This is a genomic window from Enterobacter sp. Taxon_2, from assembly GCF_058355295.1.
Genome location: NZ_CM178024.1, coordinates 15,868 through 33,823, shown reverse-complemented (window position 1 = coordinate 33,823; position 17,956 = coordinate 15,868). Strand labels below are relative to the sequence as shown.

Sequence of the window (17,956 nt, the reverse complement as noted above, 5' to 3'; positions counted from 1 at the left end):
GCGATCTATTCGAAAAACACCGCAATTTTGTTAAACATGGTGGGATCGGACTGGTTACGCGCCACGTTGGTGACATCTTCCAGCTTGTCGATCTGCGCCATCATCTGCTCCAGACGCTGGTCATCGTTGACCAGTAGCCAGATGCGGCTGTGCTCGCTGCCCTGAATCGGCAGACAGAGAATGCCTTCCACGTTAAACGCCCGGCGGGCAAACAGCCCGCAGACGTGGGTCATGACGCCAGGGTGGTTGCGGACGGTGAGTTCCAGAATGACGTTATCATGTTGTTTCTGCATGGCTTATTCTCCCACCATCTCAGTATTTGCCGCACCCGGCGGCACCATCGGATACACTTTTTGTTCAGGGTCGATACGCACGTGGATCAGCGCCGGGCCGGGGCGAGAAATCGCCGCCTGCAGCGCCGCCTGCGCGTCTTCTTCGGCGTTCAGATCGCAGGTATGCAGGCCAAAACCGGCGGCAATCTGCATAAAGTTAATCATTCCCGGGTAGGTCGCCGCAAACACGCCCTGCTTGTAGAACAGGCTCTGCTGCTGATGCACCAGCCCCAGCGCCTCGTTATTCATCAGGATGATTTTCACGTCTAACTGGTTTTCGGCCGCGGTCGCCATCTCCTGAATGTTCATCATCAGGCTGCCATCGCCGGAGAAGCAGATGACCTTGCGGTCCGGATTCGCCAGCGCCGCACCTACTGCTGCAGGCAGACCAAAGCCCATAGTACCCAGACCGCCGGAGGTCAGCCACTGGCGCGGACGGTTCAGCGGGTAGGCCTGGGCGGTCCACATCTGATGCTGGCCGACGTCGGTGGTGATAATCGCGCTGTCGTCCACGCAGGCGGCGACGGCGTTGATAAGACCATAGTGGCTCAGCGGATTGCCTTCGGTTGGGATGGCGCCCGGGAACTCGCGCTGCAGATCGGTCACCAGCTGACGCCAGTCGGCGCGGTCGGTTGCGTCCGTCTGCGGGATCAGCTGCGCCAGCACTTCGGCCACGTCGCCCTGAATCGCCACGTGCGGCTGCTTGATTTTACCCAGCTCGGCGCGGTCGATATCCACGTGAATGATTTTGGCATTCGGGCAGAACTGCTCGGTTTTGCCGATCGCCCGGTCATCAAAACGCGCGCCCATAACAATCAGCAAATCCGCCTCTTGCAGGATGTAGTTGGTGCTGCGCGCGCCGTGCATGCCCAGCATCCCCAGGGACAGCGGGTGCGCTTTTGGCAGCATGCCCAGCGCCATCAGGGTCATGGTGGTCGGCAGGTTGGCTTTTTCCGCAAACTCACGGATTTCATCCGCAGCATTAATCGCCCCGCCGCCCAGATAGAGCACCGGACGTTTGGCGGCGTTGATCATGGCTGCGGCATCGCGCACGCTCTCAGCGCTGAATGCTGGCGCGGGGGCACGGTCGCCCGGCTCCGGCAGCACGTCGATCTCGATCTCTGCGGTCTGGACATCCTTAGGAATGTCTATCCACACCGGGCCCGGGCGGCCGGACTGCGCAATGCGGAACGCATCGCTGATAACCTGAGGAAGTTCGCTGATATCGCGAACTAAATAGTTATGTTTGGTGATGGGGATAGAGATGCCGTAGGTATCCACTTCCTGGAACGCATCGGTGCCGATCATCGAGGACGGCACCTGGCCGGTAATGCAGATCAGCGGAATGGAGTCGAGGCGCGCGTCGGCGATGGCGGTCACCAGGTTGGTTGCGCCCGGCCCGCTACAGGCCATACAGACCGCCGGTTTACCCTGGGTACGCGCCATGCCCTGAGCGATAAAGCCTGCCCCCTGCTCGTGACGCGCCAGCACGTGGCGGATCTGCGTGCTTTGGCTTAACGCATCGTACAGCGGCAGCACCGTGCCGCCGGGGATGCCCGCAACCGTGGTGATGCCCTGTCGCTCCAGCAGATGAACGATCAGCTGCGCGCCAGTAAAACGCGTCTTGTTGGATGTTATGCCCGAACTTGCCATGCTCCAGTCCTTTTCTTCTGGGCCGACTTTCCGGGGAGGCTCTTAAACGAAAAACCCCGCCCGGTTTGCGCCGGCGGGGTTTTGGATTCGTGTGTTGATCCAGTCCCTACGGCGCATTGCCGACGACCACCACCACACGCACGACGACCACTGCGGCTGGTTGCGCAGTTTTTAGTAGAGTCGAAGTGAAGATGGATGAAGTCATTGGGGACCTGTGTTTGGATTCATTGATTGAATTTATACAAACACAGGTTTTCGAGCGTGACAATGGAAAAATTTTCATCTGCGCAAAAATGCGTCAGAGATCACGTTTCGTTTGTTGGGTGGTGAAAACAAAAAACCCCGCGGGAGCGAGGTTTTTATCAGGGTTTTGCGGTTGGTCGCCGCAGAACACACTGTGTTACGTCAACGCAAAAAGTATACGCGATCGAAGACGAACGCGCAATTCCGGCACGGATTTTGACGTTTTTGAGTATGGATCGCCTTTCGATTTTTGTCCAAAAAATACTGTTCATACATACAGTATTTATCTATACTGAGGGTGTTCGCAGTGAGCGAGGGGGCCGCAGTTCTACCGGCGCAACGAAGTCCTGGCTGAAACGGGTGGTGCCGTCAGTGCCTTAACCCCTGAAGTGAGCACACTGTGTTACGTCAATCCAGGTGCTGGCAACAGGCGGCGGAAAGGTACGCCAGCATCGTGCTCCTTTTAACCAAAAGGAGACGCGTATGAGCGTAGTGGATATGGTGATACTTATCCTCAAACTCATTGTTGCTGTACTGCAACTGCTTGATGCTGTCCTGAAATTCCTTCGGTAATTCAGGTTCAAGTCGCACCTGAGAGGGGCGGGCAACCGCCCCTCTTTAATAACGAGGGAATGCTATGTCGCGTCTGTTGATTGAGCCTGTCACACCGGATGAGCCGGGTTATATCGCCCTGAAGGCGGAAAGTATCGCATTGAATTTCAACATGCTGCGCAGGCTGGAAGAGAACTGGCAGCGTGGTGAGAACCGCTTTAACGCACCGGGTGAAAAGCTGCTGGGTGCGTTTCTCAACGGCAAGCTGGTCGGCGTGTGCGGCCTCAACCGCGATCCGTTCAGCCAGCAGCCGCGCGCCGGACGTATTCGCCATCTCTACGTCAGCGAGAAGTGCCGCGGGCTGGGCATTGGCAAGCAGCTTTTAACCGTCGTGATGGCCGATGCCAGCATCTGGTTTGATTTCCTCAATACCCATGCACCGGACGCTGCCTATGGGTTTTATCGCCGGGCAGGTTTTACGCTGGTCTCGGACGAACCGCGGGTGACGCACCGCCTTTTTTGTGCGGTGTAAGCGGCTGGCAGCATCAGGGTGTGAATGTTACAGTTGAGTGACAATTCATCACCCGATACGCCATGACCATCACCGTTTTCTGCATTTTGCTGTTCGCCGCACTGCTGCATGCCAGCTGGAACGCCATCGTTAAGGCCGGAACGGACAAGCTCTATTCCGCCATAAGCGTCAGCGGCTCCGCCACGGTTATCGCTCTGGTCTTACTGCCGTTTTCTCCACAGCCCTCTGCCGCAAGCTGGCCGTTTTTGATTGTCTCCTGCGCCTTGCAGGTGGTGTACACCGTGCTGGTAGCGAAAACCTATCAGGTCTCCGACATGAGCCAGACCTACCCGCTGATGCGCGGCACCGCCCCGCTGCTGGTGGCGCTGATCAGCGTGCTGGCGCTCGGCGATAGCCTTTCGTGGCTCGCCTGGTCCGGGATCGGGGTAATTTGCCTGTCGATTCTGGCGATGGCGATGAACGGGCGCACGCAGTCGCGGAAAGGGATCTGGCTGGCGCTGCTGAACGCCTGTTTTATTGCCGGATATACGCTGGTGGACGGCACCGGCGTACGGCTGTCGGACACCGCGCTGGGCTATACGCTATGGACCTTCTTTATGAACGGTTTCTGCCTGCTGAGCTGGGCGATGGTGGCGCGTCGGCGCGAGGCGTCCGGCTACCTGCGTCTGCACTGGAAAAAGGGGTTGCTCGGCGGCGTTGGCACGATGGGCTCATATGGTCTGGCGCTGTGGGCAATGACGCAGGCACCGCTGGCGGTGGTCGCGGCTCTGCGGGAAACCTCCATACTCTTTGGCGCGCTGATCGCTTTTTTGCTTTTAAAAGAGAAGGTTGCGGGCCTGCGCATCGCGGCGGCGCTGGGCATTGCCGGCGGCGCCATTCTGCTGCGCCTGGCGTAAAGCACTGGCAACATTAGTTGCCGTTCTTGTTTACAAATCCTGCCTTTGCCGGTTTTTTCATTCACCAAGACAATGCTTAAATTGTCATCTCTCTGTGGTAGATTCCTCGCGCATTTATGGGAATGCGCAGTCACTTATTCTTCATTTTTCTCTTTTGGCAAAAGTATTCAGCGACATGAAAAAGCAACGGAACGTTAACTTATTGTTGATGCTGGTGTTACTGGTGGCCGTCGGTCAGATGGCGCAAACCATCTACATTCCGGCGATTGCCGACATGGCAAAGGAATTAAACGTCCGCGAGGGCGCGGTACAGAGCGTAATGGCAGCCTATCTGCTGACCTATGGCGTTTCGCAGCTCTTCTACGGCCCGCTGTCCGACCGCGTCGGGCGTCGCCCGGTGATCCTGGTGGGCATGAGCATTTTCATGGTGGCGACGGTAATTGCCATTACCACCCACAGCCTGACCGTATTGATTGCCGCCAGCGCCCTTCAGGGCGTCGGGACCGGCGTCGGCGGGGTGATGGCGCGTACCTTACCGCGCGATATGTATCAGGGTACCCAGCTGCGCCATGCCAACAGCCTGTTAAACATGGGTATTCTGGTCAGCCCGCTGCTGGCCCCGCTGATCGGCGGCCTGCTGGACACGATGTGGTCCTGGCGCGCCTGCTACGCCTTCCTGCTGGTGCTCTGCGTGATTGTCACCTTCAGCATGGCGCGCTGGATGCCCGAAACGCGCCCGCAGGACGCGCCGCGCACGAAGCTTATCACCAGCTATAAAACGCTGTTCGGCAACGGCGCGTTTACCTGCTATCTGCTGATGCTGATCGGCGGCCTGGCGGGCATTGCGGTGTTCGAAGCCTGTTCCGGCGTGCTGCTGGGCGCGGGGCTGGGCCTGAGCAGCATGGTGGTGAGTATTCTGTTTATTCTGCCGATCCCGGCGGCGTTCTTCGGCGCGTGGTTTGCCGGGCGACCAAACAAGCGCTTCTCCACCCTGATGTGGCAGTCGGTGATCAGCTGTCTGCTGGCGGGTCTGATGATGTGGATCCCGGGGCTGTTTGACGTGATGTCGGTCTGGACGCTGCTCATCCCGGCAGCGCTGTTCTTCTTCGGCGCGGGGATGCTGTTCCCGCTCGCCACCAGCGGCGCGATGGAGCCGTTCCCGTTCCTTGCAGGTACGGCTGGCGCACTGGTGGGCGGCTTGCAGAATATCGGCTCCGGCGCGCTGGCCTGGCTCTCGGCGATGATGCCGCAGACCGGGCAGGCTAGTTTGGGCCTGCTGATGACGCTGATGGGGCTGCTGATTTTACTGTGCTGGCTGCCGCTGGCGTCGCGTGTCCCGCATCACGAGCAGCCGGTTTAACCGCATGATGGCCCGGCTTCTCGCCGGGCTTTTCACAGACAGGGGCGATCATCGCCTGTAATAACGGCTCTGGCGCTGGCCGCCAGGCGCCCTCTTCTCCGTCGTAAAACTGGAAATCCGCGTTAAGCGCATACGGGATTTTCGCCTTTTGCAGCTCGCAGGCCATAAAGGTGGCGAAGGCCAGCTGCGAAGCGGTTGGCGTAAAGCGGCTTGATTCTCCCACGCCCCAGCCCCCGACCCAGCTAACGTGCCCGGTTTTTTGCTGCCAGTGCAGCGCGGCGTTGATGCGGTTATGGATAGCCGCTTTCTCCGCCGCCGTGCCGGACGTCCACGGGTATTTACCGCTATTTTTCAGCGGCCCCCACGGGAAAATATGCCACTCCGCCAGCAGGTAGTTCTGGCTGTGCGCAGGCAGCTTCAGGCTGGATAAATCCTCCGGTGCGGCACGCAGGCGCGGCGCAATAAAGATCATGCGCTGCGGGTCCATGTCGTGGATCGCTTTAATGGTTTTTTCATACACGCGGTTTAGCGACGCGAGGTTGTGGTTAAGCTTGTCGGCTGGCTCATAAATGAGATCAAAACCCAGCAGCGGGTAGCTCTGACCGAAATAGTGCGCAACGGCAATCCACCAGTTGATCGTCTCTTTTTCGTTGTCGGCTTTTGGGTCGTTTTTATATTCATCAGCCTGATAAGCGATTATCGGGATCACGCCATACTGCTCGCAGGCTTCCACCAGCTTGCGCAGGTGAATCAGCCGCGCTTCCGTCGGCTCATCGGCCACGCGGATGCGCACGTGAGTAATGCCTTTTGCACGAAAATCGCGGACCACCAGCGGGTCGAATTCGCGTATGCCGCGCTCGGTTCGCGCCCAGTCCACATCCATCCCGACGCCAAGCTGCTGCGCATAATGGGCAGCCGTCAGCGGCGGCTCAGCGGCAATCGCCCAGCCGGAAGAGATCAGTAATGCAGAGACAATAAAAGGCTTTAACACGGTTTACCCTGGATAAATCGAAAGCATTACCTGTATTTAGCACGCTTTTTCATATTTGGTGTAGAGCGAAAGCGTAATAATTCTTCAACCTGCCAGTTCTCTCAGCCAGCCGATAAAGGCGTCAATTTTCGGCCACTGACGGCCAGAAAGCGTCGAAATATAGTAGTGCTGATGGCATTTCAGGGTCTTTTCGCCAAACGGGGCGATCAGCTCGCCTCGTTCCAGCCGTTTCTGCACAAGCCGCTTTCTCCCCATCGCGACGCCGACGTGGTTGATGGCCGCAATAATCGCCAAATCAGAACGATCGAAACCAATACCAGACGATGGCGGCATGTTCACCGCAAAGTGCTGCGCCCAGCTCAGCCACTCATCCGTACCGGAATCATTGCTCCAGGCCTGACGGTCATGCAGCAGCGTGCAGTGGCTGAGGTTATCGGGGTTTTTCAACAGTTCATGCTCACGGGCATATTGTGGTGAACAGACGGGCAAAATTTCCTCGTCCATCAGGAAGTGATGAGAGAGATGGTTAGGCGGCGTATCGTCGAAATAAAGTGCCAGATCGATACCCGTTCGCTGCATATTGACGTAATCATTGCCGGTCAGGATGGTGAGCGAAATCGATGGATAGCGGCGGGTAAAATCACCCAGCATGGGTACCAGCCAGCACTGGGCGATCGACGGCCGGGAGTAGACCGTCAGCGTGCCGGAGAGCGCCTGGTTTTTGATATCCAGGATCTCCTGATTCAGGGTGTCGAGGGATGATTTTAGCGTCCAGTAGACGCGCTTTCCCTCCTGCGTCAGCTCGACTTTACGGTGCGAGCGGACGAACAGCTGAATGCCCAACTCCTCTTCCAGCAGGTTGATGCGGTGGCTCACCGCGCTGGGGCTAAGCGACAGTTCCTCCGCCGCCAGCGCGAAGGACTCATGCCGGGCGGCCACTTCAAAGGTGTACATTTTCGACAGTTGCCAGCCGTTTAACAGCCGGTTTCTGGCTTCATTTGCATCGGTCATCACAATTCTCACGCGTGGTTGCTGCGCTCAGCATACCGTTTAAGGGTGAATTTATGTGAACCTAATACGAATTAAGTGCGCTTTTTAGAGCGCAGTCACTCAGTTGATCCAATCTGGCTCACCTGAACGCCAATTTATATCGTTTGTCAGCCCACGCCGATTTTTCGTCCAATACCCTCAGATGACATAAGGGTGAGGTGAGATATGGGATCTCAGGTCTGGGTTGTGGCAACGCTGCTGGTCAGCATTGTGTTGATTGTTTTAACCATCGTAAAACTGAAGTTTCACCCGTTCCTCGCGCTGCTGCTGGCGAGCTTTTTCGTCGGCACGATGATGGGGATGAGCCCGCTGGATATGGTGAACGCCATTGAGAGCGGGATTGGCGGCACGCTGGGCTTCCTGGCGGCGGTGATCGGTCTGGGCACCATTCTCGGCAAGATGATGGAAGTCTCCGGCGCGGCAGAGCGCATCGGGATCACCTTACAGCGCTGCCGCTGGCTGTCAGCAGACGTGATTATGGTGCTGGTGGGCCTGATCTGCGGCATCACGCTGTTCGTGGAAGTGGGCGTAGTCCTGCTCATCCCGCTGGCGTTTTCCATCGCCAAAAAGACCCACACGTCGCTGCTCAAGCTGGCCATTCCGCTCTGTACCGCGCTGATGGCGGTGCACTGCGTGGTGCCGCCGCATCCTGCTGCCCTGTTTGTGACCAATAAATTAGGTGCGGACGTCGGGACGGTCATTGTCTACGGTTTGATGGTAGGCCTGATGGCCTCGCTGATCGGCGGCCCGCTGTTCCTGAAACTGCTCGGCAATCGTCTGCCGTTTAAACCGGTTCCGGCGGAATTTTCAGACCTGAAGGTGCGGGAAGAGCACACCCTGCCGTCGCTGGGCGCCACGCTGTTCACGGTACTGCTGCCGATTGCCCTGATGCTGGTGAAAACCATCGCCGAGCTGAATATGGCAAAAGAAGGCACGCTGTATACGCTGCTGGAGTTTATCGGCAACCCGATCACCGCGATGTTTATCGCCGTGTTTGTCGCTTATTACCTGCTGGGGATCCGCCAGCATATGGGCATGGGCGCGATGCTGACGCACACCGAGCACGGCTTCGGCTCTATCGCCAACATTTTGCTGATTATCGGCGCAGGCGGCGCGTTTAACGCCATCCTGAAAACCAGCGGGCTGGCGGACTCACTGGCGCATATTCTCTCGAACCTGCACATGCACCCTATCCTGCTTGCCTGGCTGGTGGCGCTGGTGCTGCATGCCGCTGTCGGCTCCGCCACGGTCGCGATGATGGGGGCGACGGCGATAGTCGCGCCGATGCTGCCGCTCTACCCGAACGTCAGCCCGGAGATCATCACCATTGCCATCGGTTCCGGCGCCATTGGCTGCACGATCGTGACAGATTCCCTCTTCTGGCTGGTGAAGCAGTACTGCGGCGCGACCCTGAATGAGACCTTCAAATACTATACGACGGCGACGTTTATCGCCTCGGTGCTTGCACTTGGCAGCACATTCCTGCTTTCCTTCATTATCTGAGCGCGAAGAGACGTATTATGGAAAACGCAACTATCACTACTTTAACCGCACAGTTTCCTCTGGTTGAGGATCTGATTGCCCTGAAAGAAACCACCTGGCTTAACCCGCGTACCACCACGCTGGCGGAAGGACTGCCCTATGTCGGGCTGACTAAAGCCGACGTGGACGACGCGCACGCTCGCCTGAAACGCTTCGCGCCGTATCTGGCGAAAGCATTCCCGGAGACGGCCGCCACGGGCGGGATTATCGAATCCGAGCTGGTCGCGATCCCGGCAATGCAGGCGCGGCTGGAGAAAGAATCTGCTAAGTCTATTCCCGGCACCCTGCTGCTGAAAAAAGACAGCCATCTGCCGATTTCCGGCTCGATTAAAGCGCGCGGCGGTATCTATGAGGTGCTGGCCCACGCGGAGAAACTGGCGCTGGAAGCCGGGTTGCTGAGCGTTGAAGACGACTACAGCATCCTGCTGGAGCCGCGCTTTAAGGACTTCTTCAGCCAGTACAGCATTGCGGTGGGCTCAACCGGCAACCTCGGGATGTCCATCGGCATTATGAGCGCACGCATCGGCTTTAAGGTGACGGTACATATGTCCGCCGACGCCCGCGAGTGGAAGAAAGCCAAACTGCGCAGCCACGGCGTCATCGTCGTGGAATATGAGCAGGATTACGGCGTGGCGGTGGAGCAGGGACGAAAAGCGGCGGAAAGCGATCCGAACTGTTTCTTCATTGACGATGAAAACTCCCGCACACTGTTCCTGGGCTACGCGGTGGCAGGCGAGCGACTGAAGGCGCAGTTTGCCGCACAGGGCCGCGTGGTGGATGCGGATCATCCCCTGTTCGTCTATCTGCCGTGCGGCGTCGGCGGCGGCCCTGGCGGCGTGGCGTTTGGCCTGAAGTTGGCCTTTGGCGATAACGTCCACTGCTTCTTCGCGGAGCCAACGCACTCCCCGTGCATGCTGCTGGGTGTTTACACCGGCCTGCACGATGAGATTGCCGTGCAGGATCTGGGCATTGATAACGTCACGGCAGCGGACGGTCTGGCGGTAGGGCGCGCGTCCGGCTTCGTGGGGCGTGCGATGGAACGCCTGCTTGACGGGTTCTATACGCTTTCCGATCAGAGCATGTACGACATGCTCGGCTGGCTGGCGCAGGAGGAAGGGATCCGCCTGGAGCCGTCGGCGCTGGCGGGTATGGCCGGGCCGGTGCGCGTTCATTCGCATACCAACGTTACCCACCTGGTGTGGGCGACCGGCGGCGGGATGGTGCCGGAAGACGAGATGGCGAAGTATCTGGCGAAAGGGAAGTAATTATGCCGGGTGGCGGCTACGCCTTACCCGGCCTACAACTGCAAAATTTGTTGAATGTGGGTTACCGCAAACAACAATGACAATGAGAGAACAGCCAGGGCGATCAGGAACTTATCCCTCACCGCCTTCGGCTGCACAAAATCGTTCTGCGCCACGTCCATCAGGTTTCGACTGCGGGTATAGCGCCATAAAATAATCGCCACCAGCGCCAGCACGACAAGCGAGATCCAGAACGGCATCCCGGTGCGGTGCCAGTTGTGCTTAATCGCCAGGGCAATCAGCGCGCCATACCCCAGCAGCGTGCGCAGCCAGGCGAGTGACGTCCGCTCCGGCTGCAGGCCGGGGTCCGCTTCGCGTCGCGCTTTGCGGCTATCCGCCATAGAACACCAGCACCATCACTACGCCCGCCACCGCCAGCAAAATCCCGCTGATGATAAGCAGCCCGCGGGTATAGGGCAGATCCTGCTTCAGACGCATCGCCTTCTCATTGCGCAGCCAGCGCAGGTAGCCGTAAATCGCCAGCACGCCCGCGAACAGGCACAGCAGCAGCGCCAGCACCTCGCGGATCAGCGGCGTGGCGAAATCAGGCGCGAGCTGGTCGAGCCCCACCCCGGCGGCAAGGAATCCCAGCGCGGTGCGGATCCACGCTAAAAACGTGCGTTCATTAGCCAGCGAGAAGCGGTAGTCCGGTGCTTCGCCGAGGCGGGAAATTTTCATGAAGGTTCCTTGTCGTGCTACGGGCAGGCTTCAGCATAGCGTAAATCGACAAGGACAAGGAGACCGGCATCGGGCGATGCCGGTCAGGACGATCAGTGCAGCTCTGGCCAGAACCCCTTATTGGCCTCGATCAGGTCATCCAGAATCGCCTTCGCGACGGACGCGCTCGGCACGGTTTTTGACAGGGTAATCGCCTGCCAGAGTTTCTGGTACGAGCGCTGTTCCCAGGCATCCACCACCAGTTTTTCCACCGCCACCTGCTGGCTCATCAGCCCTTTCTGGAAGTGCGGAATATCTCCCACCGTGAGCGGCTCCGGCCCGTTATGGCCCACCAGACACGGGATCTCCACCATCGCGTCGGCATCGAAGTTATGGATGGCGCCGTTGTTGGGCACAATCAGCAGCATCCGCTCCTGGGTGTTGAAGGCGATTGCCGTCGCCAGATCGACGATGTACGACGCATGTTCGTCGATTTCCAGCTCACCGGCAGAGGATTTACCCGCCTCGATAATCGCCCGGCAGGAACTGAACACGTGCTTCTCACGGTGATCCATGACCTCATTGGCGCGGGTGCGTTCCGGGTTGGAATGCGCGACCACGTAGTCCGGGAACAGGTAATACTTCAGGTAGGTGTTCGGCATGGTGTCCGGATCCAGCGCCTGCACGTCTTTTGCTTTAGCGAACGTATCGTTCCAGCTCGCTTCGGTATGCGCATCTTCTGAAGGCGGAACATAGCCCTTTTTCGCCACGTATTCGCGCAGTTTCGGCATCAAATCGTTGCCGTTCAGATCTTCAATCGACGTCCACCAGCCGAAGTGGTTCAGGCCGTAGTAGCGCACGCGCATCTCTTTGCGGTCTTTCAGGCCGACGATCTGCGCCATGCGCCCTTCAATGCCGATCGGCATATCGCAGATGTTGAGGATTTTGGCGTTCGGACGCAGGCGGCGCGTGGCTTCCGCGACAATCGCCGCCGGGTTGGAGTAGTTCAGCATCCACGCGTTTGGAGAGTACTGCTCCATATAATCCACCAGCTCCAGCACGCCGCCGATAGAGCGCATGCCATAGGAAATCCCGCCCGGACCGCAGGTTTCCTGACCCAGCACGCCGTGGCGCAGCGGGATTTTTTCATCTTTTTCGCGCATCGGGTATTTACCCACGCGGATATGCGCCATCACGAAATCGACATCGCTAAAGGCCGCTTTCGGGTCGGTGGTGTAGCTGAACTCAATCTCCGGCGCCTGCTCCTTAAGGATGATTTTGCACGCTTCGGCGATGGTCTCCTGACGCGCGCCGTCGTTGTCATAGAACTTCAGGGCGCGCAGCGGGAAACGGTCACGGTTGGCTAACAACATCAGGACGATACCAGGCGTAAAGGTGCTGCCGCCGCCTGCAATGACAACTGAGAATTTTTTCATGATATAGCCTCTGTCAAGGTGGTTTGTTCATTCGTTAAGGGGGTTTTCATCAGCGATTCCAGCTGGTCGCGCACCTGAGGAACGTGCAGGCCGACAATCACCTGAATGCCATTGCCGCGTCGCACCACGCCGTGGGCGCCGAGGGCTTTGAAGACGTCATCGCTTTGCGTTTTCGCCATATCGACCAGGGCGATGCGCAGGCGGGTGGCGCAGTTGTTGATGCTTTCGATGTTGGCCGCACCGCCCAGCGCCTGCAGGAATCCGGCGGCCTGCCCGACCTGCTGGCTGGCCGCAGCCGGAGCTGTAGTTTGCCCACGCGCCGCCTTATAGTCGGCCTTGCTGTAGAGCTTGATTTCGCTCTTCTCCCGGCCCGGGGTTTTCAGGTTCAGACGTGCAATCAGCGTTTTGAAGACCACGAAGTAAATTCCGGTGAAGCAGACGCCAATGCCGATCTGGGTGAAGACCGTCGCGGCGTGGTTATGGAACATCGGGATCCAGTTTTGCGGCAGGAACTGATCCAGCAGGCCGCCGCCCATGTTCCCGACCACGCCAAAGGTGTACATCACCGTCGCCATGGTCGCCGCCAGCACGGCGTGAACGGCAAACAGCAGCGGCGAGATAAACAGGAAGGTGAATTCGAGCGGTTCGGTAATGCCCACCAGCACCGCGGTAAGCGTGGCCGGGACCAGCAGCCCCGCGACCTTGACGCGGTTTTCCGGCGACGCGGTGTACCAGATCGCCAGCGCAATCCCGACCGAACCAAACACTTTTGAGTTACCGTGCAGAGCGAAGCCGCCTTCCGGGAAGAGGGTTTTCAGCGGCAGGGTGCTCTGACTGAATTCCTGCAGGTGCTGCGCCCAGTAGACCTGAATCCCACCCTCAACCGCCGCCGGGCCGAAGATAAACGGACCGTAGACGAAGTGGTGCAATCCGGTTGGGATCAGAATGCGTTCCAGGAAGGTATAGACCCACACGCCCAGCGCCCCGGCAGAGCGCAGGAACGCCTGCAGGGACTCAATGCCCATCTGCACTTTCGGCCAGCCCAGCAGCGTCAGCCAGGCGCAGGGGATCATTACGAAGAATGCGAGGATAACGACAAACGAGCTGCCCTGGAAAATCCCCAGAAACACCGGCAGCGGCTTGTCAAAATAGCGGTTGTGGATGGCGGTAACGATGCCTGAAATCACGATAGCGCCGATGATGCTGGTATCGAGCGTTTTGATGCCGGCAATCATCGCCAGCCCGCTTCCCGCCGTCGGTTCGGCGGAGAAGTCGACGCCGAAGAAGTGGCCCCAGGTCATCCCCATCGCGTTGATGAAGTAGTTCCAGGTCAGGAAGCTAATCAGCACCGCCAGACAGGCGCGGCCCTGGGCCTGCTTCGCCAGGCCAATCGGCAGGCCGACGGCAAAAATCAGCGGCATATTGCGAAACACCGCCCAGCCGCCCTCTTCAATGATGTGAACAATCTGCGCGAAAAGATGATCGGGGGCCGTTAAGGCTTCGCCGACAAACAGCGGGTTGCGAAGCATGATGGCGATTCCCACCACGATCCCGGCGAACGGAAACAGCAACACCGGGGTAAACATGGCACCGCCAAAACGTTGTATTTGACTGAGCATTTTTAAATCCTCATGAAACAACCTGTAGGGGTAGAGGCCTTTATGATTTTTTGCTGGCCTGAGGTGAGCATAAGAACTTACTGATGCGCGAACATGGCGTGCCGCTGCGATTCGTGATCGCATTCATGGTTTTATTTTGACCAATCAGGTCTACTTTTTGCGGTAAATATAGACATGTCAGGACGCCACCCACGCCCTGATAAGGGCAGAGAGGTCTACCAGTGATCTACAAATCTATTGCCGACAGATTGCGGCTGCGGCTGAATTCGTCGGACTACAACATCGGCAGCCCGCTGCCCGGCGAAAAAGCGCTGGCGCAGGAGTTCGGTGTGGCGCGAATGACCATCCGCAAGGCGCTGGATCTGCTGGTGAGCTGGGGGCTGGTTGAGCGGCGGCACGGCAGCGGCACGTTTGTGTCACGTAAAGACGTTCACCACGAAACCACCAACCTGACCGGGCTGGTGGAGGTGCTGCGCCAGCAGGGAAAAGAGGTGCAGAGCAAGGTGCTGCAGTTCGAAGTGATGCCCGCCCCACCCGCCATCGCCAGCCAGCTGCGAATTCAGGTGGATGAGCGGATCTACTTTTCCCGACGGGTGCGCTACGTGGACGGGAAGCCGCTGATGCTGGAGGACAGTTTTATGCCGGTGAAGCTGTTTCGCAATCTGTCGCTGGCGCATCTTGAAGGGTCAAAGTTTGATTACATCGAGAAGGAGTGCGGGATTACCATCAGCGGGAACTACGAGAGCCTGACGCCGGTGCTGGCAGATAAAACGCTGGCCGGTTATATGAACCTGCCGGAACAGACGCCGCTGCTGCGCATTACGTCCCTCTCCTACAGCGACAGCGGCGAGTTCCTCAATTATTCCGTGATGTTCCGAAATACCAGCGATTACCAGGTGGACTACCATCTGCGGCGCATCCACCCGGACGACCTGCTAGCCCATCCCCCAGAACAGCACCGCCAGTAGCTGCGGCGTAATGATGCGCAGGAACATCACCAGCGGGTAGACGGTGGCATAGGAGAGCGCGGCCGCGCCGCTGGTGGCGTGCAGGTTGTTGGCAAAGGCCAGCGCGGGCGGATCTGTCATGGAGCCCGCCAGCATGCCGCACAGCGTCAGGTAGTTCATTTTGGCGAACATCCGCGCCAGTATGCCCACCGTCAGCAACGGAATCGCCGTGATAAAGATGCCGTAGCCGACCCAGCTCATCCCTTCCCCTTTGACCAGGGTATCGACAAAATCCCCGCCGGACTTCAGCCCGACCACCGCCAGGAACAGGACGATGCCCAGCTCGCGCAGCGCCAGGTTGGCGCTCGGCGGCATAAACCAGTAGAGCTTACCGATGCAGCCGATACGCCCGAGGATCAGCGCCATAATCAGCGGCCCGCCCGCCAGGCCCAGCTTGAGCGCCACCGGGAAGCCCGGCACGTACAGCGGGATGGAGCCAAGGAGTACGCCAAGCCCGATACCGATAAACACCGGCAGCATCTGCACCTGCTGCAGTTTTTGCTGGGCGTTACCCACCATATCCGCCACGGCGTCGATGGACGACGGGCGCCCAACCAGGTTGAGGATATCCCCGAACTGCAGGCTGGCCTCCGGGCTGGCGACCAGTTCAACGCCCGCACGGTTGAGACGGGAGATCACCACGTCGTAGCGCTCTTTTACCTGCAGATCGCGTATTTTCTTGCCAAGAACATGCTCGTTAGTCACCACAACGCGTTCCACGCGCATATCGGTACCGCGGGTTGAGAGCGAAGTATCCACTTCCTGACCAATCACCAGCCGCGCGTTGTTTAAATCGCCGGGCTGGCCGACCAGATGCAGCAGATCGCCCTGCTGAATGATGGTGCCAGGCGCGGGCACCATCAGCGTATCGTCGCGCTTAAGGCGCGAGCAGATGATATTGGCGCTGTTCAGGATCGGTACGTCCTGAATCGCCATATTGTTCAGGTTGGGGTTATCAACCCGAATATTGATGGTTTTGATCGGCATATGGCCGTTGGTGAGCGTGGTTTCGTGGTCTTTCGCCTCTTTATCAACGTTAATGCGAAACAGGACGCGGACCAGCCACATGGAGAGCAGAATGCCGCAAATGCCAAACGGATAGGCCATGGCGTAGCTCATCCCCATCTGATCGACGATGCCGGGTTCGATGCCCAAATCGCGCAGGATTTGCTGTCCGGCACCGAGCGCGGGCGTGTTGGTGACCGCCCCGGAGAAAATGCCCAGCACCACGGGCAGCGGGATAGCAAAGATTTTATGCAGAATGGCGGTGACCAGCCCGCCCATCACCACAATGCCGAGGGCAAACAGGTTGAGCCGCAATCCGGAAACCCGAAGTGAGGCGAAAAACCCCGGCCCCACCTGAATCCCGATGGTATAGACGAAGAGGATCAGGCCGAACTCCTGAGTAAAGTGGAGCATCTCGGCGCTCAGCACCAGCCCGAGCTGGTCGGCGAAGTGGCCGACAAAAATGCCGCCAAACAGCACCCCGCCTATCCCAAACCCGACGCCGCGGATTTTGATATTCCCTATCCACAGGCCAACAACAGCGACCAGGGCCAACACGCTGACGGTTAACGCGATATCACTCATGATCCACTTCCTTGGCATAACCTTAGTTATGCTAAGGATTCTCTCAGAGCCGTGGGCGGTTGTATGGGCGATGGCGCACAAAAAAGCCCTGCCGGGGCAGGGCTTTATCTTTTCACCCTCTCCCTATGGGAGAGGGCCGGGGTGAGGGCATCAACCCGCACACTGTTAACTGTTTAACGCCGGCCGGTCGCTAATGGCGATACGCTGCGGCGGGATGGTTTCCGGCACGTTGCGGGTCAGGTCAATATGCAGCAGCCCGTTGGTAAACGTGGCCCCGGACACCTCCATATGGTCTGCCAGGGTAAAGCTCAGGCTAAACGGCTGATTAACCAGCCCCTGATGCAACCATTTGGTCTCGGTCTCTTGTTTCTCCGGCGTACCTTTTACGGTCAGACGCGTGCCTTCGAGCTGGATATCCAGATCCTCCTGACGGAAGCCAGCCAGCGCCAGGGTGATACGATAGTGGTTATCGTCGCTTTTTTCGATGTTGTACGGCGGGAACGTCTGTTGCTCAGCGGTGTTTTGCAGGGCATTAGCCAGTTTGTCAAAACCAATCCACTGACGCAGCAGGGGGGATAAATCGTAGTTACGCATACTAAATCTCCTTCTGAGAAGCGAGTTCGGCACAGTTTAATTTTGTGCGCAGTTGTTCCTGCAAATCCTGATGGATTCGCATATGCTCCCGTTACGGCAAGCTAGTCTGGGTGGGCCGCTCGCGCGACCCGCATAATTAGTTAATTTCGATACGACGCGGTTTTTTCTCTTCCGGAATCACACGTTCCAGTTCGATAAACAGCAGGCCGTTGACCAGGTTCGCGCCTTTCACGTGAATGTTCTCGGCTAACTGGAACTTACGTTCAAAGTTGCGCTCAGCGATGCCCTGGTAAAGGTAAGTACGCTCTTTCTGCTCGGCCGTATGGGAACCTTTCACCACCAGCAGGTTGTCCTGCGCGGTGATCTCCAGTTCGTTTTCTGCAAAACCGGCGACGGCAATGGCAATGCGGTAGTGGTTTTCGTCAACCAGCTCAACATTGTATGGAGGGTAGCCGTTGCTCTGGCTTTGGTTATTTTCTAAATGGTTAAACAGGCGGTCAAAACCAATTGCAGAACGGTATAGCGGAGAAAGATCGAAGTTACGCATAAATAAAACTCCTGAAATCAGCGAGAAAATGTAGCCTTCCACCATGGACAG

General features: G+C 58.2%; 19 protein-coding genes and 1 other annotated feature (1 of these 20 cut by a window edge). Of the genes, 7 read left to right on the top strand and 12 right to left on the bottom strand.

Going from position 1 to position 17,956, the window contains the following annotated elements; translation table 11 throughout:
- Positions 1-5 precede the first annotated feature (5 nt).
- The 3 genes from ilvN to ivbL form a co-directional block, all read right to left on the bottom strand.
- The gene (gene ilvN / locus AC4IC4_RS00165) at positions 6-293 is read right to left on the bottom strand and encodes an acetolactate synthase small subunit (protein ID WP_008500144.1); all 288 of its coding nucleotides are present in this window, start codon (positions 291-293) and stop codon (positions 6-8) included.
- A 3-nt stretch (positions 294-296) separates the two neighbouring features.
- Entirely contained in the window at positions 297-1,985 is a 1,689-nt protein-coding gene (ilvB, locus tag AC4IC4_RS00160; RefSeq protein ID WP_491471943.1) for an acetolactate synthase large subunit, read from the bottom strand.
- A gap of 106 nt (positions 1,986-2,091) precedes the next feature.
- Complete coding sequence (ivbL, locus tag AC4IC4_RS00155) at positions 2,092-2,190, bottom strand: ilvB operon leader peptide IvbL (protein ID WP_057979964.1); 99 nt, start codon at positions 2,188-2,190, stop codon at positions 2,092-2,094.
- Positions 2,191-2,711: 521 nt separating this feature from the next.
- On the opposite strand from ivbL, the gene tisB reads away from it, so the two are divergent.
- The 4 genes from tisB (at position 2,712) to emrD (ending at position 5,568) form a co-directional block, all read left to right on the top strand.
- Positions 2,712-2,801 (top strand): type I toxin-antitoxin system toxin TisB, encoded by a 90-nt coding sequence (tisB, locus tag AC4IC4_RS00150; protein ID WP_023309830.1) that lies wholly within the window; start codon positions 2,712-2,714, stop codon positions 2,799-2,801.
- 64 nt (positions 2,802-2,865) lie between these two features.
- Positions 2,866-3,312 (top strand): GNAT family N-acetyltransferase, encoded by a 447-nt coding sequence (locus AC4IC4_RS00145; RefSeq protein ID WP_024907376.1) that lies wholly within the window; start codon positions 2,866-2,868, stop codon positions 3,310-3,312.
- Between the two features lie 62 nt (positions 3,313-3,374).
- On the top strand, positions 3,375-4,208 hold the full coding sequence (locus tag AC4IC4_RS00140) for an EamA family transporter (protein ID WP_032648548.1): 834 nt from the start codon (positions 3,375-3,377) through the stop codon (positions 4,206-4,208).
- A 175-nt stretch (positions 4,209-4,383) separates the two neighbouring features.
- Entirely contained in the window at positions 4,384-5,568 is a 1,185-nt protein-coding gene (gene emrD / locus AC4IC4_RS00135) for a multidrug efflux MFS transporter EmrD (RefSeq protein ID WP_032648550.1), read from the top strand.
- On the opposite strand, the gene AC4IC4_RS00130 is transcribed toward emrD, so the two are convergent.
- Together AC4IC4_RS00130 and dsdC are read right to left on the bottom strand one after the other, a co-directional pair.
- The gene (locus AC4IC4_RS00130; protein ID WP_032648552.1) at positions 5,471-6,559 is read right to left on the bottom strand and encodes a cellulase family glycosylhydrolase; all 1,089 of its coding nucleotides are present in this window, start codon (positions 6,557-6,559) and stop codon (positions 5,471-5,473) included. The genes emrD and AC4IC4_RS00130 overlap by 98 nt on opposite strands.
- Before the next feature lie 84 nt (positions 6,560-6,643).
- Entirely contained in the window at positions 6,644-7,570 is a 927-nt protein-coding gene (gene dsdC / locus AC4IC4_RS00125; protein ID WP_024907380.1) for a DNA-binding transcriptional regulator DsdC, read from the bottom strand.
- Positions 7,571-7,774: 204 nt separating this feature from the next.
- Here dsdC and dsdX point away from each other — a divergent pair, with 204 nt between their 5' ends.
- Together dsdX and dsdA are read left to right on the top strand one after the other, a co-directional pair.
- Positions 7,775-9,112 carry a D-serine transporter DsdX gene (gene dsdX / locus AC4IC4_RS00120; RefSeq protein ID WP_491471942.1) on the top strand — a complete coding sequence of 446 codons (1,338 nt, stop codon included), beginning with the start codon at positions 7,775-7,777 and terminating at the stop codon, positions 9,110-9,112.
- 17 nt (positions 9,113-9,129) lie between these two features.
- Positions 9,130-10,416, top strand: a complete 1,287-nt coding sequence (gene dsdA / locus AC4IC4_RS00115) for a D-serine ammonia-lyase (RefSeq protein ID WP_491471941.1) — start codon at positions 9,130-9,132, stop codon at positions 10,414-10,416.
- Between the two features lie 32 nt (positions 10,417-10,448).
- Here the strand turns inward: dsdA and AC4IC4_RS00110 are convergent, their stop codons facing one another.
- From AC4IC4_RS00110 to AC4IC4_RS00095, 4 genes are all read right to left on the bottom strand, one after another.
- Positions 10,449-10,796 carry a DUF202 domain-containing protein gene (locus tag AC4IC4_RS00110; protein ID WP_491471940.1) on the bottom strand — a complete coding sequence of 116 codons (348 nt, stop codon included), beginning with the start codon at positions 10,794-10,796 and terminating at the stop codon, positions 10,449-10,451.
- A complete protein-coding gene (locus AC4IC4_RS00105; protein ID WP_032648558.1) occupies positions 10,786-11,133 on the bottom strand; it encodes a YidH family protein in 348 nt (115 codons plus the stop codon). The genes AC4IC4_RS00110 and AC4IC4_RS00105 overlap by 11 nt, the downstream gene beginning before the upstream one ends.
- 92 nt (positions 11,134-11,225) lie before the next feature.
- On the bottom strand, positions 11,226-12,548 hold the full coding sequence (locus AC4IC4_RS00100) for a 6-phospho-alpha-glucosidase (protein WP_032648560.1): 1,323 nt from the start codon (positions 12,546-12,548) through the stop codon (positions 11,226-11,228).
- Entirely contained in the window at positions 12,545-14,167 is a 1,623-nt protein-coding gene (locus tag AC4IC4_RS00095) for an alpha-glucoside-specific PTS transporter subunit IIBC (RefSeq protein ID WP_491471939.1), read from the bottom strand. The genes AC4IC4_RS00100 and AC4IC4_RS00095 overlap by 4 nt, the downstream gene beginning before the upstream one ends.
- A 221-nt stretch (positions 14,168-14,388) precedes the next feature.
- Between AC4IC4_RS00095 and AC4IC4_RS00090 the strand changes: the two genes are divergently transcribed.
- Positions 14,389-15,135 carry a GntR family transcriptional regulator gene (locus AC4IC4_RS00090; RefSeq protein ID WP_024907387.1) on the top strand — a complete coding sequence of 249 codons (747 nt, stop codon included), beginning with the start codon at positions 14,389-14,391 and terminating at the stop codon, positions 15,133-15,135.
- Here AC4IC4_RS00090 and AC4IC4_RS00085 read toward each other — a convergent pair.
- From AC4IC4_RS00085 to ibpA, 3 genes are all read right to left on the bottom strand, one after another.
- A complete protein-coding gene (locus AC4IC4_RS00085; RefSeq protein WP_491471938.1) occupies positions 15,103-16,764 on the bottom strand; it encodes a putative transporter in 1,662 nt (553 codons plus the stop codon). The genes AC4IC4_RS00090 and AC4IC4_RS00085 overlap by 33 nt on opposite strands.
- Positions 16,765-16,929: 165 nt before the next feature.
- Positions 16,930-17,358, bottom strand: a complete 429-nt coding sequence (ibpB, locus tag AC4IC4_RS00080; RefSeq protein ID WP_024907389.1) for a small heat shock chaperone IbpB — start codon at positions 17,356-17,358, stop codon at positions 16,930-16,932.
- A 136-nt stretch (positions 17,359-17,494) separates the two neighbouring features.
- Positions 17,495-17,905 carry a small heat shock chaperone IbpA gene (ibpA, locus tag AC4IC4_RS00075; RefSeq protein WP_008500162.1) on the bottom strand — a complete coding sequence of 137 codons (411 nt, stop codon included), beginning with the start codon at positions 17,903-17,905 and terminating at the stop codon, positions 17,495-17,497.
- Positions 17,899-17,956: a sequence feature (ROSE (Repression Of Heat Shock gene Expression) occurs in the 5'-region of heat shock genes and acts as an RNA thermometer to modulate expression.), on the bottom strand (it continues 14 nt past the right edge of the window). Its footprint overlaps the gene before it by 7 nt.

Bases quoted from the DNA above. Each gene is read 5' to 3' on its own strand.
- ilvN (WP_008500144.1), bottom strand. From the start codon at position 293: ATGCAGAAACAACATGATAACGTCATTCTGGAACTCACCGTCCGCAAC.
- ilvB (WP_491471943.1), bottom strand. From the start codon at position 1,985: ATGGCAAGTTCGGGCATAACATCCAACAAGACGCGTTTTACTGGCGCG.
- ivbL (WP_057979964.1), bottom strand. From the start codon at position 2,190: ATGACTTCATCCATCTTCACTTCGACTCTACTAAAAACTGCGCAACCA.
- tisB (WP_023309830.1), top strand. From the start codon at position 2,712: ATGAGCGTAGTGGATATGGTGATACTTATCCTCAAACTCATTGTTGCT.
- AC4IC4_RS00145 (WP_024907376.1), top strand. From the start codon at position 2,866: ATGTCGCGTCTGTTGATTGAGCCTGTCACACCGGATGAGCCGGGTTAT.
- AC4IC4_RS00140 (WP_032648548.1), top strand. From the start codon at position 3,375: ATGACCATCACCGTTTTCTGCATTTTGCTGTTCGCCGCACTGCTGCAT.
- emrD (WP_032648550.1), top strand. From the start codon at position 4,384: ATGAAAAAGCAACGGAACGTTAACTTATTGTTGATGCTGGTGTTACTG.
- dsdC (WP_024907380.1), bottom strand. From the start codon at position 7,570: ATGACCGATGCAAATGAAGCCAGAAACCGGCTGTTAAACGGCTGGCAA.
- dsdX (WP_491471942.1), top strand. From the start codon at position 7,775: ATGGGATCTCAGGTCTGGGTTGTGGCAACGCTGCTGGTCAGCATTGTG.
- dsdA (WP_491471941.1), top strand. From the start codon at position 9,130: ATGGAAAACGCAACTATCACTACTTTAACCGCACAGTTTCCTCTGGTT.
- AC4IC4_RS00110 (WP_491471940.1), bottom strand. From the start codon at position 10,796: ATGGCGGATAGCCGCAAAGCGCGACGCGAAGCGGACCCCGGCCTGCAG.
- AC4IC4_RS00105 (WP_032648558.1), bottom strand. From the start codon at position 11,133: ATGAAAATTTCCCGCCTCGGCGAAGCACCGGACTACCGCTTCTCGCTG.
- AC4IC4_RS00100 (WP_032648560.1), bottom strand. From the start codon at position 12,548: ATGAAAAAATTCTCAGTTGTCATTGCAGGCGGCGGCAGCACCTTTACG.
- AC4IC4_RS00095 (WP_491471939.1), bottom strand. From the start codon at position 14,167: ATGCTCAGTCAAATACAACGTTTTGGCGGTGCCATGTTTACCCCGGTG.
- AC4IC4_RS00085 (WP_491471938.1), bottom strand. From the start codon at position 16,764: ATGAGTGATATCGCGTTAACCGTCAGCGTGTTGGCCCTGGTCGCTGTT.
- ibpB (WP_024907389.1), bottom strand. From the start codon at position 17,358: ATGCGTAACTACGATTTATCCCCCCTGCTGCGTCAGTGGATTGGTTTT.
- ibpA (WP_008500162.1), bottom strand. From the start codon at position 17,905: ATGCGTAACTTCGATCTTTCTCCGCTATACCGTTCTGCAATTGGTTTT.